Source organism: Dyadobacter sp. CY356 (assembly GCF_021440195.1).
Taxonomy (GTDB): domain Bacteria; phylum Bacteroidota; class Bacteroidia; order Cytophagales; family Spirosomataceae; genus Dyadobacter.
In genome coordinates, this window is the sequence record NZ_JAJTSZ010000001.1 from 1,106,581 (window position 1) to 1,122,580 (window position 16,000).

The following is a 16,000-nucleotide window of genomic DNA, read 5'->3' on the forward strand; positions in this document are numbered from 1 at the left end:
GCGAACTAACCTACTGGTTCCTATGCTTTCAAGAGCATATCTCTTGTCGCCAGCTCCGCAAATTCAAAATCAGGACGCTTTGTCCAGTCAATCATAGTATGCAGATCTTTGTTTAAAGGCCCCCAGCGTTCGGGCTCACCATCCATACTGATGACAATACTAGGCGTTTGGAGGGCAGCAGCAATATGCGAAACGCCTGTGCAGTTGCTGATCAGTAATTTAGCACCTTCAATTAATGCTCCGATTTCACCCAGACTGGTTTTTCCGGTCAGATCCATGGCCGGATAATCCATCAGTTCAACCACTTGCCCGGTTATAAATGCTTCTTCCTCCGTGCCGGTAATAAGCACTAAATAACCCAAGCCTGCGCAGTAATCTGCTAAAAGCGCAAAATGAGACGCAGGCCATTGTCGCCAGCTGCCGCGCGAACCCGGATGTATACATATGTAACTGCGTCCTTCAAGGAATGGATGTTTTCTGTGTAATGTTGTGTTTTCAATTTGCAGGACCGGAAATTCCAGCTCGTAGCCCTGTACGTTAATGCCAAGGTGCTCGATCAGTTCAAGATGTCTGCTGATCTCGGACGTACCTACCGGATATTCAATGAACAGATTCTTATCCGAGTAGCTTCCTTTTGAATGAAAACCTGCTACCGGCCCCGCCTGCAAATCGGCAAGCATGGTATTGACAACGCTGCCATTACCCTGCATTTGCAATATAAGATCGAAAGGTTCTGCACGCATCTGACAGACAAATTCCTGCCAGTGTTGTTTATCAAAGCGCTGTTCAGGTAAACCGGGGAAACCGGGAAAATGTACAAAATGATCCAGATATTCTGAGAAACGCGTGCAAAATGATTCCGCCCAAGGAAGGCCAAGCAAGGTGATTTCTGAGTCGGGGTAGGCTGCACGCAAAGCGCGGAATGCGGGCACAGCACATAGCATATCCCCCAGCTGCAATGCGCGGAATATGGCTATTCTTTTAGTAGTTTCAGGTAGAAATTTCATAAGAAAAAAACTTTATATTTCCACGCGCCGCGCAGTGTCCAATATACAGAGAGATACGGTATGGCCAAAGAAGTTACAACCATTTCTAAACGGTGCTTTAATGACTTGTCAGTACCATCCAGCCGTCGGATTACAAAAGATCCCACTGCTGAGAGCCAACTGAAAAATGCGATTACAAAAGCTATCTTGTCCCCCAGGAACAGTGAGAAGACTGAGACAAATGTTAAAAGAATAATCAGGTAGTAACGCCATACGGGCGTGTCTGCAATTCTTTTTCTGTAAAGGTCCGGATGCTTTTTAAAAAGCAGGGCATTGAACATACTTTTCCGCTGCTCATAAATACTGACACCCCAGGAGGCTTTTCTGACCGGGTGAAATACTAAAGCGTCAGAAACATGATTGATAGCAATCCCGGCTCGCAGTAATTTGAAATGAAGATCAGAATCCTCCCGCCATGCGGCAGCAAATGCTTCATCAAAACCTCCGACAAGACAAAGCGCTGAACGGGTGCATGCACAATTTGCTGTTATAAATTCAGCGGTTGATAAGTGGGAAATATTCTTTTCATAATCTGTGGGAAGCTGTTTGACCGGAACATTTACCTTTCCGGTAAATGACACAGGTTTTCCCTGCGTATGACGACCATAAGCCTGTTGGTATGCTGCAAGCCAGTTTGATGCAGGAATACAATCATCATCAGTGAAAACGATAAGTTCTCCTTTACTTCTAAGCCAGCCTGCATTACGCGCCGCAGCAGGACCGCTCTTCGCTGGTAAACTGTAATAATGCAAACGCAGCGTTGTGCTGAAATCTGGTATCATTTCACTGATCATCTTTTCGGTTGCCGGATCCGGCCCGTCAGAAACCACAATCACCTCAAAATTCTGGTGTGGGTAAGTTTGGGAGTGCATAGCATCAAGCACACGCATCAACAGCGTCACACGCCGGAAGGTTGGAATAACAACGCTGATGTGTACAGGATTATTCATTTTTGAAGAATGAACGAGTTGATAATCAATGCGTCAAAAGGCGAAGTCCAGAAACATTCAATTGCATCACGCGGTGAGCAGACAATGGGTTCTCCACGGGTGTTAAAGGATGTGTTAACCAGTACCGGCACTCCTGTCAACGCTTTAAATTCGCTGATCAAATCGTAATACAAAGGGTGCTGATCCTTATTGATTGTCTGTACACGGGCAGTTCCGTCTGTGTGCCGCACGGCCGGGATCAGATCTGCTTTTTCATCTTTAACCGGAAATACGAAAAGCATAAATGGTGAAACGCAGGCGCGCTCAAACCACTCAGAAGCATCCTGTTCCAATATCACAGGGGCAACGGGACGAAAATCTTCGCGGTCTTTGATATCATTGAGTCTGGCCTGCATTTGCGGATTGATCGGGGAAGCAAGGATTGATCTTGCACCCAGCGAGCGTGGGCCAAATTCCATTCTACCCTGATACCAGGCAATTATTTTATCCTGCGCAAGTATCTCAGCCGTTTCTTTTGCAACATCCGAAAGCCGTTTGTAAGGCATCTTGGCCCAGATCATAAATTTTTCTATTTCTTCGTCTGAATATTCCGGCCCCCAGTAAACGTGTTCCATCGGCGCAGTATACCGGATGTTTTCATTGGATGCATTTAATTGCACGTCAATCCATTGTGCAGCCCCGAGCGCAGTTCCGGCATCACCGGCTGCTGGTTGTATCCAGACATTTTTGAAAGGGCCTCTGTCCCTTATGACAGCGTTCAGCACGCAATTCAGCGCTATTCCACCGGCCAGGCAAAGGTTTTCAGCATGCGTTTGTCTATGTAGCCAGTCGACTAATTTCAATACCGTTTCTTCCAACGCTTTTTGAAGCGATTGTGCAATGTTAAAATGAAGTTCCCCAAATGGATCATCTCGTTTCCGCCCCGGACCCCAGAATTCTACTGGGTCAAAATCATCGATCGTGTATTGTCCGTTGTTACCTACGTGGATTATAGAGCGGAAATCTTCCAGAAACACAGGCTTGCCATACGATGCCAGAGCCATCACTTTATATTCGTCTGAGGAATGTAAAAACCCGAGATAGGTTGTGATTTTTTCATACAATATGCCCAGTGAATGTGGCATATCAACCGAGGCGATTTGCCTGAGCGAATTGAAGTCTCCGGTAAAATAACCCGTGGTAGCCATCTCGCCGCGGCCGTCGAGCGTTAAAACAGCAGCTTCTGTAAAAGGCGAAGAGAAAAAAGCGCTGGCAGCATGCGCGATGTGGTGATTAACAAAATCCCACTTCCGGCTCAGGTCACCAGCATCTGAAAAACGTTTTTGCAGATGATGCGGATAACCGTCCCGCAACTGGTCGGGTGCTTTTCTTATATAATCCAGAAAAAGAATATCCCAGTTGTTTCGGTTGCCGGCAACAAGGGTTATTTCGTTATCTTCAAACAGTGTTTCTTCAAATATGGCAGAATCATTCACCCCATCAGGGTCAAATGAATAAGCAATCCTGTCTACATCTTTCAATGTAATACCCGCAGTTTTCAAACAGAAATCAATGGCATGGAAAGGCAGTTCCCAGGTCGAGAACGGGACCGGGCGTTTTCCATGTTTGATATGGGTGAATCTTTCCTCTTCGGCGGCGGCAATAATCTTTCCGTCTTTGACCAGTGCAGCAGCAGTATCGTGAAACGCTGCATTAATTCCCAGGATGTACATAGGCGATATATTTTTGAATTGCAGGCGTCCACTGCATAAGTATCATGCCAGACGCCTATGGCCAAAATGGGGAATTATCCGGGATGATGATAAAAACAATTCGTGCTTTATCTACTAGAGGGACATAAATTTTCAGGGTTGATTTTATTGTCGGATCTGAGCGCTGTATTGCCTGTGCCTGGGAACTGTGGATATTACTCCCGACACCCGGTTTCTGTAAAAAAAATCCTCTAAACGTTGAACCGCAAGCGTTTCACAAATATTTACCTGTCAATTCGTAAAGTTCTCGTAATCAGGGAAGCGTCTCTGCGGCATTGGCATATTTTTTTACAAGGGCGCGTCGGTTCAGCGAAAATTTGGAAAATTATGAATGAGATTTCTGGTGAAAAATCAAGACTTAAAATACTTACCTGGCACGTGCATGGGAGTTATCTGTACTATCTTTCACAGGGTGATTATGATATTTACATTCCGGTAAAAAAAGAAAAAACAGAAGGTTATTTCGGCCGGGGAGAGACGTTTCCATTCGGTCCGAATGTGATTGAGATTCCGGCGTCGGAAGTCAGGAATTTAGATTTTGACTGCATCCTTTTCCAATCGGAACGTAACTATCTGATCGATCAGCATGAGCTGCTTGCAGAATGGCAAATGCAGTTTCCCCGGATTTATGTCGAGCACAATACACCCGAAAGGCATCCGACCAATACTGTCCATGTGATGAGAGATCCGTCAGTTACCATGGTGCATGTTACGCATTTTAACAAACTGATGTGGGATAACGGCCCGGCCCGGAACGTTCATGTGATCGAACACGGAGTTTGTATTCCGCCGGTAAGCTATAAAGGTGATATTCCCCGGGGTATTGTTGTGATTAATCACATTGAGCAGCGTGGAAGGATCACCGGCTGGGACATTTTTGATGAAGTAAGAAAACACGTTCCGCTGGATTTAGTCGGGATGGGCACACTGGAATCCGGTGGGCTGGGCGAGGTTCTTAACCCGCAGCTGCCAGAGTTCATCAGTCATTACCGCTTTTTCTTCAATCCTATAAGATATACAAGTTTCGGACTTGCAGTTTGCGAAGCGATGCTGACGGGCATGCCTGTGGTTGCACTGGCAACAACAGAATATGTAACGGTGATCAAGGACGGTGAATCGGGATTTATTGATACCAATATTTCCAGGCTTATCGGCAATATGAAGCTATTGATTGACAACCCGGCTCTTGCCCGCACGATGGGCGACAATGCCAAAGAGATTGCGCTTCACAAATTCGATATCGGAAGGTTCTGCACCGAATGGAAAGACATTATTCAACAAACGATTCAAGCCAACTCCCACAACCATGAAAAACAAAATAGCATTCATCAGTGAGCACGCATCGCCCTTAGCAGTATTGGGCGGAATTGATGCGGGCGGACAAAATGTATATGTTGCTGAAATCTGCAAAGTGCTGTTAAGAAAAGGTTATCAGATTGATATTTTCACCCGGTTAGATCGTCCCAACCAGCCATCGGTTGTAAACTGGATGCCGGGTATCCGGGTCATTTATGTCAAAGCGGGCCCGGCGGCGCAGGTTCCAAAAGAGCTCTTACTTGGCTATATGGACGAGTTTACCGGATGCATGCTGGATTTTATCACCGAGTCAGGTATTCAGTACGATCTGATTCATGCCAATTTTTTCATGTCAGGACTGGTAGCCTCCCGTATCAAGGAGCAACTTGGCATACCATATGTGATAACCTTTCATGCACTGGGCAAAATAAGGATGATCCATCAAAAAGAAAAGGACGCGTTTCCGGTTGCCCGGCTTGAAATCGAGCAGATGATCGTTGATGATGCGGATTATATTATTGCAGAATGCCCGCAGGATCAGCAGGATCTTGTGGATCATTATCAAGCTGATTTATCCAAAATAAAAATAATACCCTGCGGTTTCAGCGCGGACGAATTTTATCCGCAAACCAAGTCGAAGGCACGCAGCAAACTTGGATTGCCGCAAAGTGATCTGGTATTATTACAGCTGGGAAGGATAGTGCCCAGAAAAGGAATTGACAATGTGATCCGGTGTTTGAAATACCTGAAAGATATTCCTAATGTCAGGCTGCTGGTGGTAGGAGGATCCTGTGAAACTCCTGATTTTGAAAATGACAGTGAATTTAAAAGATTGCTTGCGATCGCTAAAAATGAAGGTGTTGATGATAGGGTCGAATTTGCTGGCCGAAGGGACCGCGATCAGCTCAAATTTTATTACCAGGCCGCAGACTTTTTTATCACAACGCCCTGGTATGAACCTTTCGGTATCACCCCGCTGGAAGCGATGGCCTGCGGTACACCTGTGATCGGGGCCAATGTAGGTGGAATTAAATACACCGTAGCGCATAAGCAAACAGGTTTTCTGGTTCCACCTGATGATCCGCGGGCTCTGGCGGATGCAGTCCGGGAAGGGATTTCTTGTCCGGATCAATATCGTTTATTATGCAAAAATGCACTTAAGCGCGTCAATGAATACTTTACCTGGGAATCTGTGGCAGATGATATGAGCAGGTTATATGCACAGGTCGCACAAAGACCGCACACCATGCCGCGTTATCTGCTCAAATTGAAACGTTCCAACCGCAAGTTGACAAGCCGTCAAAGCATTAATGCAGCAGCCTATGTCTTACGCTGATACTGCTTTTCAAAAGGCTGTGTTTCTTGATAAAGATGGCACCCTGATAAAGGATGTCCCATATAATATTGATCCGGCGTTAGTAGTTTTTGAGCAGGGCGTTTTTGATGGACTTCGCAGCTTACAGGACTGTGGTTATAAACTGATTATAATTTCCAACCAACCTGGAATTTCACTGGGCTATTTTTCGGAATGTGAGCTCAGTAATCTCATCCATTATTTTGAAGAAAAGTTTGTAGAGAATAATGTCTTGTTGTCCGGTTTTTATTACTGCCCGCATCTGCCAGAAAAAAGCCACAGCGCGTGCAGGTGCCGTAAGCCCAGGCCGGGAATGATTATGCAGGCCGCTCAGGATTTAGCAATCGACCTAAAAAGCTCCTGGATGATTGGCGATATTTTAAACGATGTTGAAGCTGGTAACAGGGCTGGTTGCCAGACCATATTAATTGATAATGGTAACGAGACCGAATGGGTATCCGGACTTTACCGGGAGCCGGATTATATTACCCGAAATTTCCCTGATGCGGCATATATCACATCCAGAACAGTGATCAAAGATGGAAAACAGTAATGCATATAAAAAGGTGCTTTGTGTGAGAGCGGATAACATGGGCGATGTGATCATGTCATCTCCTGCAATCAGGGCACTGAAAGATAGTTTCGGTTGTCATATTACTTTACTGACCTCCTGTGCAGGGGCCATCATTACGCCCTATCTGGAATGTATCGATGATGTAATGGTGGCAGACCTTCCCTGGATAAACGCGGCCGGATCAGATGATGGTAATTTAAATAATCTAATCGAACAGATTAAAAACAAAGATTTTGATGCGGCTTTGATTTTTACTGTTTACAGCCAAAGCGCGCTGCCGGCCGCCCTGATGTTATACCTTGCCGGAGTGCCGGTCAGAATTGCCTACGCGCGTGAAAATCCATACAATCTTCTCACACACTGGCTGCCTGACACTGAGCCCTATGAGCATATTTTACACCAGGTTCAAAGGGATCTTAATCTGGCCGGCCATCTGGGCGCTGTCACTGAAAATGATCATTTACTATTGGAAATGCGACCTTCTGAAAAGCATTTGTTTTTTCAAAAGTTATTTGATTTACTGCCTGACGCTCCTGATGCACCGTACTTTGTTTTGCATCCGGGTGTTTCGGAAACAAAAAGGCAATATCCGGTCGAACACTGGATAGCCGTTGGTAAATGTATTGGTGCGGAATTTAATATGCCGGTGCTGGTGACAGGTTCGAAATCTGAACTTGCTTTGGCTGAAATGATTACGGAGGGGATTGGATCTGACGCAACATGTGTTGCAGGTACCTTTTCGATTGGAGAATTTATTTATCTTATTGACAGGGCTTACGGACTTATTTCAGTAAATACCGGTACTGTGCACATTGCAGCAGCCAGGCAAACGCCTACTGTTGTGCTGTATGCTCAAACAAATCCCCAGCATTTTCCCTGGAAAAACAAGCATGAGATAATTCCTTTTTCAGTGCCGGGGCATTTGCAGAGCCGTAATGTTGTTATTAGCCATGTTACTTCAAAATGTTATGCTGAGCAAATTCCCTTTCCCCAGCCCAGCTCCATTATGCATGCGCTGAAAAAACTTTTGGTTGAGTAGTGTCAGCATCCAGCACTTTTAAAGTTTCAGTCAGTGATTATGACCGGGATTTATACCACTTTTTGTTCTTCCAGATTTTCCGGTAGCGCTGCTTTCGAGTGCGGTGAAGTGGCCAATGCTGCCACAGTCTCAAATAGTCCAAAGGCAACAAAGGGTAAATAAACCTGATCTGAAAAACCAAAGAACCATGGAGAGCAGGCAACCGTAATTCCGGTAACAACGTCAATGACCAGGTGTATGCGCATGGGCACTGCGGCCATAATTCCACCTTCATAATTGGTAAAAAGAGACATGGTCAAAATCATGAATCCAACAGCAATGACAGTCCATGTCGCAGTAGCAACGTCATTAAATCCGGCAATCCATGGCAATGCCAGCAACGACAGGGCTGATATATAATCAATAACGGCGTGAATTTTTGTGCTAAGAAATCTCATAAAAATAAAGTTTAAGTTCAGATAAAACAAAATTGATCCGGCCGGTTAGTAAAAGTCGTGCCAATAAAAATGCCAGTTTACCAGGAGTTTTGCGCTGCCATATTTCCGGCATTTATCAAATAAGGAATAACCTTTTGGCCAAAAACATCTATAAATTGTGATTGCCGGGTATTAACATTATGAAGATACAGATTCGAAACACCGGCGTTGATATCAGCCATCAGCCACTCCAGATGCTGGTCGGTACTGTCTGAAATGCGGACCGAGGTAAGCATGTCTGCCGGTTTTACCATTTGGCCTGCTGCATCAAATCCTTGTGCAGAACGGATGTCTGAAAGCAGCGCAGAAGAAAATACGTTGTTTCTCCATTGGTCATGAGCTCCGGAAAGCGCACTTGCAAAAGTGGTGTCATATGACAACTGTATTTTCAAATACACCGGTTTGCCCTCTCCGCCACCCAGCCGGAAAGCATCAATTATTTTGCGGAGTTCTGCCGGCTGGCGCGAAGTAGTGATCATGCCATCTGCCCAGCTTCCCACCCATTTGGCAGTTTCTTCGGTAAGTGCCGCACCGATTATGGATGGAATATATTCCGGGCGCGTGTAAAGCCTGGCCTCACTGACCTGCACATGCCCGTTATGGGAGACAGTCTCGCCCCTCCACAGAGCCCGCATAATATCCACGGATTCTTTCAGTCTTTCATTGCGAACTTGTTTTAAAGGCCATTTTTGACCATCGATATGTTCGTTTAAAAACTGGCCGCTTCCGGTAGCGATCCAAAATCTGCCGGGGTTCATTTCGCAGAGTGTCGCAACAGCCTGGGCAATAATGGCAGGATGGTAACGCTGGCCAGGTGCATTGACAATACCATAACCCATTTTCGTAGCATGCATGGCAGCCCCCAACCAGCTCCATGCAAATCCGCTTTCTCCCTGCGATTCACTCCACGGAAAAAAGTGATCCGAACTGAGCACCTGGGTAAATCCTGCCTGTTCAGCTTGCTGTACCAATTCCAAAAGCGCACTTGGTTTAAACTGCTCATGAGATGCATGATAACCAATTTGTATCTTCTCCATTTGTTTGAACTTTGAACATTGAATTATATCGGCGACTGCAGACTGTTGTTAAAATCGCCGGGACCTTATAAATCTTATGCCAAAGTAAGCGTGGGCCTGGCAGGATCATCAAACTTTCGACGATTATAAGAAAGTGGCTCTAAAATGAGGAAATGTTGCCTTTGGAAGAAATTGCACAGCAATATGAAAGGATTGAGCAAGCCCGCCCGAATCATTTCAATTGATCATTGCGCGGTTGTATGAGCACTTTGTGTGCCAGCCTTATCCTTCTAAACACGGAAAGAATATATATTGAAAATAAGTAACTGTTGGAACGGTTTTTTATAAGCGGCCCGGAAAAAAAAGGTGCGTTATGGACGATAGGGTAGAGCTCGTCAAACTGACAGCGGCAATTTGGCGGATACATCACAGGCAAGAGTCAATGTACAAAACATTCATGTGCATGGATATCTCATGCCATACAAGAAAACTCTGCAGCAACGGACACATCAGTGCATTGTTATTCAAGAAAGACATCAAAGTAATCTACGAATCTGTGAAGTGCACTTTTTCTGTGAAGTGCACTTTCTGATGGTGATCTTGGCAATATAACCAGGAGCAATGACCGGTCTGATTTAAGTAAGTCCGATGAAGTAGAAATCATCAGCTTGTTAATGCAGGACCAAAGTCGTCTTATCAAAATGTATCGGGTTGCTTTCGGATTTTTGCCGGAACAGACTGAAATGAGATGGTTATGTGAAAACCACCTGGCCAGACTCAAAGACCTGAACAAAGCATTGGAACACGAGATTAATGTTAGGATAAAACAAAAGCCAAAACATTTTCGGTATGAATCTGTAGCATAAATCAAACACATTTTATTAATTAACTAAACTTGCAAAAATGAAACGTATCCTGATTTTAAGTATTTCAATTGCATTGCTAAGTAGTTGCGGTAGAAAGGACGATAACAAAGACAGCGAGCAAAATAAACCAATCATTGACTCTACGGTGATAGGAAAAGATACTTCACCCGTTGAAACGCGCAAAGACCTGCCCATGAGTGATGAAAAAAAGAAGTCAATTCCCGGAGAGGCTACCAAGCCTACAACATCGGACGAGAAGCATTAAGCGTTTATAATTTTTTACCCGGCGGATTTGGCCTATGGCCAGCAGCAGTTCAATCAGCTTTGTCTGGATTGGAATTAATTGCTATGCGTATACTTATGTACGTTTTGATATTAACGATCTGGATTTTCGATCCGGGCAAGGTGTGCACCTTATTCCACTTAAGCTAAATAACTGAAACTAATCTACATTCATCATGTCAATTGCAACAGAACAATTAGTCATCGGACATAACGATGCGCATGATCATGCACAAAGTTTCTGGTCGAAATATATTTTTTCTCAGGACCATAAAACGATCGCCAAACAGTATCTGATAACCGGGATATTCTGGGCAATTATCGGTCTTTTTATGTCGATCGTTTTCAGAATGCAGCTGGGAATGCAGGACGCGAATTTTACCATGTTGAAACCAATATTAGGTAAATGGATTTCTGAAACAGGGAAACTTGATCCTAATTTTTATCTGGAACTGGTCACCATGCACGGTACTATTATGGTGTTTTTCGTTCTTACTGCCGGATTGAGCGGAACGTTCAGTAATTTTTTAATTCCCTTACAAATTGGTGCGCGTGATATGGCCTCCGGATTTATGAACATGCTTTCTTACTGGTTCTTTTTCATTTCCAGTTTGATCATGTTTTCTTCCCTTTTCATTTCAACAGGGCCAGCCGGTGGGGGCTGGGTAGTGTATCCACCGCTGAGCGCCTTGCCACAGGCGCACCCGGGATCGGGTTCAGGAATGACTTTATGGCTGGCCAGTATGGCATTTTTTATTATATCACAGCTTTTGGGTGGGATCAATTACATTACCACGGTCATCAACCTGAGAACAAGAGGTATGTCATTCAGCAGGCTTCCGCTGACGGTCTGGTCTTTTCTAATAACAGCAATTTTAGGTCTTATTTCTTTTCCTGTATTATTTTCAGCCGTATTGCTGCTTATATTCGACAGACATTTTGGTACCAGTTTTTATCTTTCCGACATTTATATCAACGGGGAAGCACTGCCTAACGTGGGTGGAAGCCCTATACTTTTCCAGCATTTATTCTGGTTTCTTGGGCATCCGGAGGTATACATCGTAATTCTTCCCGGTTTGGGCATAACCTCTGAGATCATTGCCACCAACGCCCGCAAGCCTATTTTTGGCTACCGGGCGATGATTGCTTCCATGCTTGGAATTGCATTTTTATCCTTTATCGTATGGGCACATCACATGTTTGTTTCCGGGATGAATCCATTTTTGGGATCGGTTTTCATGTTTTTGACCCTGATCATTGCAGTCCCGTCTGCTGTGAAGGCGTTTAACTACATTACCACTTTATGGCGGGGAAATATCGTTTTTACACCTGCCATGCTATTTGCAATTGGATTGGTGTCATTTTTTGTTTCGGGTGGTCTTACAGGAATTATTTTAGGAAACAGCGCACTGGATATACAGCTGCATGATACCTACTTTGTTGTGGCACACTTTCACCTGGTTATGGGTGCTGCTTCCGCCTTTGGGTTATTGGCCGGCGTTTATCACTGGTTTCCGAAAATGTTTGGCAAAATGATGAATTATAAACTGGGACAAATCCATTTCTGGATGACTTTTACTGGTGTCTATCTGGTTTTTATTCCCTTGCACTACATAGGAATTGCAGGTTTTCCTAGGCGCTATTATGCTTTTACCAGCAATAATTTTACAAACAAATTTATGGATATGAACGAGTTTATCCTGTATGCAGCTCTTTTGACATTTGTTGCCCAGTTCATATTTCTGTACAATTTTATCAACAGCATTTTAAACGGAAAGAAGGCACCTGTAAATCCATGGCATTCCAATACGCTGGAGTGGACATCACCGGTTGGATATGGACATGGAAACTGGCCCGGTGATTTGCCTGCTGTTTACCGCTGGCCATATGATTATAGCAAACCCGGAGCGGTGCATGATTATATACCTCAAAACGTACCCTTGTCAAAAACGCCTGAATCGAATTTTCCACACGAAAATGAGCAGATAGAAAATGAATCAGCCATTAATCAGCAGTATTTTAATGATCCTTTTAAAAACGAACATTGACACTAAACTACTAATATATCCCCCGGAACAGAAACTGAAAATTCCATTCAGTAGTAAGGTTCATATTTGTTTGGCACAATTTTTTATAAAATCGATGCCATTTTAATTGGTCCTGCTGTAACCAGCTAACGATCAAACTACTCACTTTATCATCTTACTATATCCGTTATGCGCTACTTTTTTACGCTGATTCGAATCGTATTTTTCCTTTTCTTTTTTGTGCCGATCGTTTTTGCACAAACCAGGGAAATTACCGGCACCGTTCAGTCGTCCACCGGGGAAACACTGCCGGGTGCAACCGTGTTTATTACTGGCACGAATACTGCTACAATTACCGATGCCGATGGTAAATTTACCATTGCTGCTCAAAACGGACAGACACTTCGCGTATCGTTTATTGGCTATCTGCCTTCGGATATTGCTGTCACTGACCAATCATCTTATACAATCCAGATGGCAGAGGATGCCCAGAATCTGGAAGAATTTGTTGTAATCGGTTACCAGTCGGTCCGGCGGTCAGATCTGACGGGCGCGACTGGTATTGTTGATGCGCAGAATGTCAATAAGCGGATTGCCCGCTCGGTTCCTGAAACGCTGCAAGGTATGACGCCCGGCGTTGCAGTACGCAGTGGCGGCGCGCCGGGTCAGGAGGCGGTGGTCAATATACGCGGGTTAAGTACGCTGTTTGGAAATGCAAGTCCGCTTTATGTGATTGATGGTATGCTTGCTGATGCCAATACTACCGTCAACCCAAACGATGTTGAAACAATCCAGGTTTTGAAAGATGCATCGGCCGCAGCCATTTACGGATCTCGCGCTGCCAATGGAGTAATTATCATAACCACAAAAAAGGGCAAGGAAGGCCCGCTGAAAGTAGAAGGCTCTGTTCGCGTTGGCCTTTCAACACTTCCCAAACGTTGGGATATGATGAATGCGCAGGAATATGTCGCTACCAATAAAAGTGCCTATCAGGCGGCGGGTTACGCATTGCAGCCTGCGGTGGCCGCTTATAACGGAGCAGTCAATACCAACTGGGCGGATCAGCTGCTTCAGACAGGCAGTATTCAGGATTACAATATCAGTCTATCGGGTGGGGGAAAGGATAGCAAATTTCTGATATCAGGCGCATACTTTGCCGATGAAGGGGTACTTAAAGCGCGCGATTTCCAGCGGGCATCGTTCAGGATCAATACCGAAGCAACCCGTAGTAAATTTACATTCGGGGAAAATCTGATGATTTCAAGCAGCGAGCGTAATGCGCCGTTTCAGGGAGGATTTGCAGAAGGAAATGCCTGGTACGATATCTGGACCAGTCTGCCGATCATTCCTGTGCAAAGTGCTGATCTGACCAGTACGTCCAACCCGGGTGGCTGGGGTTATGGCTCATTTAATGCGCGCTCTTATGCCAGAAACCAGGTTGCGATCAACGATATTACAAAATCGACATCCAACTTTTTCAAAGTTTTGGGGAACGCTTATCTGGATTATAAAATATTAAAAAACGTAACTTACCGTTTCAACGCGGGGCTGGAGACAAGCTTTGATAAAGTAAATGATATTAGAAAGGAAGGGCTTTGGTACTGGAACCAGTCACCTGAATTTAGCAGCGTGGCGCAGACCAGATCACAGTTTCTGAGTTATCTTTTTGAACATACATTAAATTTTAATTTTGCTTTTAGCAAACATACGTTAAACGGAGTGGTTGGTTATACGCAGCAAACAATCCGTAATGAAAGCGTGGGCGGGAGAAGATTACAGCTGGGCATTTATGGCGGGGATTATTTTACAACCATCAATTCTGCCAGCGGCGGCATGACAGCAACCGGGACGCGATCGCAGACGCTTATCAATTCGGCGCTTGGAAGGCTTAATTATAACTATGACGAAAAATATTATCTGACTCTTACTTTCCGGGCCGATAAGGACTCACGGTTTTCGCCGGCACACCGCACAGGATATTTTCCTTCTGCGGCGGCTTCCTGGAAAATCAGCAATGAGAAATTTTTCAAATCAGATATTATCTCAGAGCTTAAACTGAGAGGATCCTATGGTATTCTGGGTTCGGCGAATCTGAGTAATTATCAGTTTACCGGCTTTCTCAACCAGGCGCCCAGGGCAGTTTTCGGCTCCGACCAGACTGAGTTTCCGGGTGCCACCCAGGCCCGGCTGGTGTATGAAGATATTAAATGGGAACAAAAAGCTACGACCAATATTGGTGCTGATCTGGTGCTTTTCAATAACAAACTGGCGATCACTGTTGACGCGTTCCGCTCGGTGGCCAAAGATGTTTTATTGTCACTTCCACTACCGGCATACATCGGTAATTTACAGGGCGATCCACTGGTTAATATCGGTTCAATTGAAAACAAAGGCATTGAGCTTGACTTAAGCTACCGCCAGACTTCCGGCCGGTTTACATGGAGCGTGGCCCCGAATTTTAGTTTGATTAGAAATAAACTGCTTGCGTTAGGAAATCTTGGTGTGGATGAAGAAACAGGCGAGCCGAGAAATTACATTCAGTCGGGCAATACGCGCTCGCAGGTTGGCCGCTCTATCGGAGAATATTACTTGATTAAAACCGATGGGCTTTTTCAAAATAATGAGGAGATCGTTGCACACAAGGCCCAGGCCTCCTATGCAAAACCAGGTGATGTCAGGTATGTAAACCGTGTGGACCAGGGGACAAATGACGATATAAATGACCGCGACCGGACTTTTGCCGGAAGTCCATGGCCAAAGCTTACCTCAGGCCTTATTTTGAACGGAACCTGGTCGGGCATATCACTGAATATTCAGTTTTACGGGGCTTTTGGTCAAAAGCTGTATAATGACGTGAAACGGGAAATTGACGGAATGGGATATTCCAATTACCGCAGGGATATCAACCCCTGGACCCCGGAGAATACCGATACAGATTTTCCACGCCTTGGTGTTTCCTATTCCACAGGAGCGGCCGGGGATCCTGCCTCGGCCGACCGGGGAATTGTCTCAAACGTGCGTGCAAATACAGACCGCTGGCTTGAAAACGGTTCTTATCTGAGATTAAGAAATGTTGAGCTGGCTTATGCTATCCCTAAAACAGTAACCGATAAACTAGCCATCGTGAACGCCAGAGTTTATGTGAGCGCGCAGAACCTTCTGACATTCAGCAAATATTCAGGGCTGGATCCGGATGTGGTAGGAGCGAATTTTAACCTCGAACCGGGTGTGGATCTGGGCAGTTATCCATCTTCACGTATCATTTCTGTGGGCCTGAACCTGGGGTTCTGAAATGCGTTCATTTATCTTACAAAAGAATCAAT

At 45.0% G+C, this 16,000-nt stretch carries 12 protein-coding genes; 7 read left to right on the forward strand and 5 right to left on the reverse strand.

The annotated features are described in order from the left end of the window. Positions 1-20: 20 nt before the first annotated feature. From LXL81_RS04650 to LXL81_RS04660, 3 genes are read right to left on the reverse strand one after another with little or no spacing between them, the layout of a single operon-like run. Positions 21-1,007, reverse strand: a complete 987-nt coding sequence (locus tag LXL81_RS04650; protein ID WP_234645540.1) for a glycosyltransferase family 9 protein — start codon at positions 1,005-1,007, stop codon at positions 21-23. Continuing rightward, positions 1,004-1,996: a glycosyltransferase family 2 protein gene (locus LXL81_RS04655; protein ID WP_234645541.1), complete on the reverse strand. Its 993-nt coding sequence runs from the start codon at positions 1,994-1,996 to the stop codon at positions 1,004-1,006. Before LXL81_RS04655 ends, LXL81_RS04650 begins: the two co-directional genes overlap by 4 nt. Continuing rightward, positions 1,993-3,708 carry a carbamoyltransferase C-terminal domain-containing protein gene (locus LXL81_RS04660; protein ID WP_234645542.1) on the reverse strand — a complete coding sequence of 572 codons (1,716 nt, stop codon included), beginning with the start codon at positions 3,706-3,708 and terminating at the stop codon, positions 1,993-1,995. Before LXL81_RS04660 ends, LXL81_RS04655 begins: the two co-directional genes overlap by 4 nt. Before the next feature lie 366 nt (positions 3,709-4,074). Between LXL81_RS04660 and LXL81_RS04665 the strand changes: the two genes are divergently transcribed. From LXL81_RS04665 to LXL81_RS04680, 4 genes are read left to right on the forward strand one after another with little or no spacing between them, the layout of a single operon-like run. Beyond that, positions 4,075-5,082 (forward strand): glycosyltransferase family 4 protein, encoded by a 1,008-nt coding sequence (locus LXL81_RS04665; RefSeq protein ID WP_234645543.1) that lies wholly within the window; start codon positions 4,075-4,077, stop codon positions 5,080-5,082. Continuing rightward, positions 5,054-6,379 (forward strand): glycosyltransferase family 1 protein, encoded by a 1,326-nt coding sequence (locus tag LXL81_RS04670; RefSeq protein ID WP_234645544.1) that lies wholly within the window; start codon positions 5,054-5,056, stop codon positions 6,377-6,379. The genes LXL81_RS04665 and LXL81_RS04670 overlap by 29 nt, the downstream gene beginning before the upstream one ends. Then, on the forward strand, positions 6,366-6,950 hold the full coding sequence (locus LXL81_RS04675) for an HAD-IIIA family hydrolase (protein WP_234645545.1): 585 nt from the start codon (positions 6,366-6,368) through the stop codon (positions 6,948-6,950). The genes LXL81_RS04670 and LXL81_RS04675 overlap by 14 nt, the downstream gene beginning before the upstream one ends. Next, on the forward strand, positions 6,937-8,010 hold the full coding sequence (locus LXL81_RS04680; protein WP_234645546.1) for a glycosyltransferase family 9 protein: 1,074 nt from the start codon (positions 6,937-6,939) through the stop codon (positions 8,008-8,010). Before LXL81_RS04675 ends, LXL81_RS04680 begins: the two co-directional genes overlap by 14 nt. Positions 8,011-8,060: 50 nt before the next feature. Here LXL81_RS04680 and LXL81_RS04685 read toward each other — a convergent pair whose 3' ends face one another. Next, positions 8,061-8,447 (reverse strand): hypothetical protein, encoded by a 387-nt coding sequence (locus tag LXL81_RS04685; protein WP_234645547.1) that lies wholly within the window; start codon positions 8,445-8,447, stop codon positions 8,061-8,063. 77 nt (positions 8,448-8,524) lie between these two features. After that, a complete protein-coding gene (locus LXL81_RS04690) occupies positions 8,525-9,523 on the reverse strand; it encodes a TIGR03885 family FMN-dependent LLM class oxidoreductase (protein WP_234645548.1) in 999 nt (332 codons plus the stop codon). An 882-nt stretch (positions 9,524-10,405) separates the two neighbouring features. Here LXL81_RS04690 and LXL81_RS04695 point away from each other — a divergent pair. The 3 genes from LXL81_RS04695 (at position 10,406) to LXL81_RS04705 (ending at position 15,968) form a co-directional block, all read left to right on the forward strand. Continuing rightward, complete coding sequence (locus LXL81_RS04695; RefSeq protein WP_234645549.1) at positions 10,406-10,633, forward strand: hypothetical protein; 228 nt, start codon at positions 10,406-10,408, stop codon at positions 10,631-10,633. A 193-nt stretch (positions 10,634-10,826) separates the two neighbouring features. Continuing rightward, positions 10,827-12,698 (forward strand): cbb3-type cytochrome c oxidase subunit I, encoded by a 1,872-nt coding sequence (locus tag LXL81_RS04700; RefSeq protein ID WP_234645550.1) that lies wholly within the window; start codon positions 10,827-10,829, stop codon positions 12,696-12,698. A gap of 168 nt (positions 12,699-12,866) precedes the next feature. Next, positions 12,867-15,968 carry a TonB-dependent receptor gene (locus LXL81_RS04705; protein WP_234645551.1) on the forward strand — a complete coding sequence of 1,034 codons (3,102 nt, stop codon included), beginning with the start codon at positions 12,867-12,869 and terminating at the stop codon, positions 15,966-15,968. Positions 15,969-16,000 lie beyond the last annotated feature (32 nt).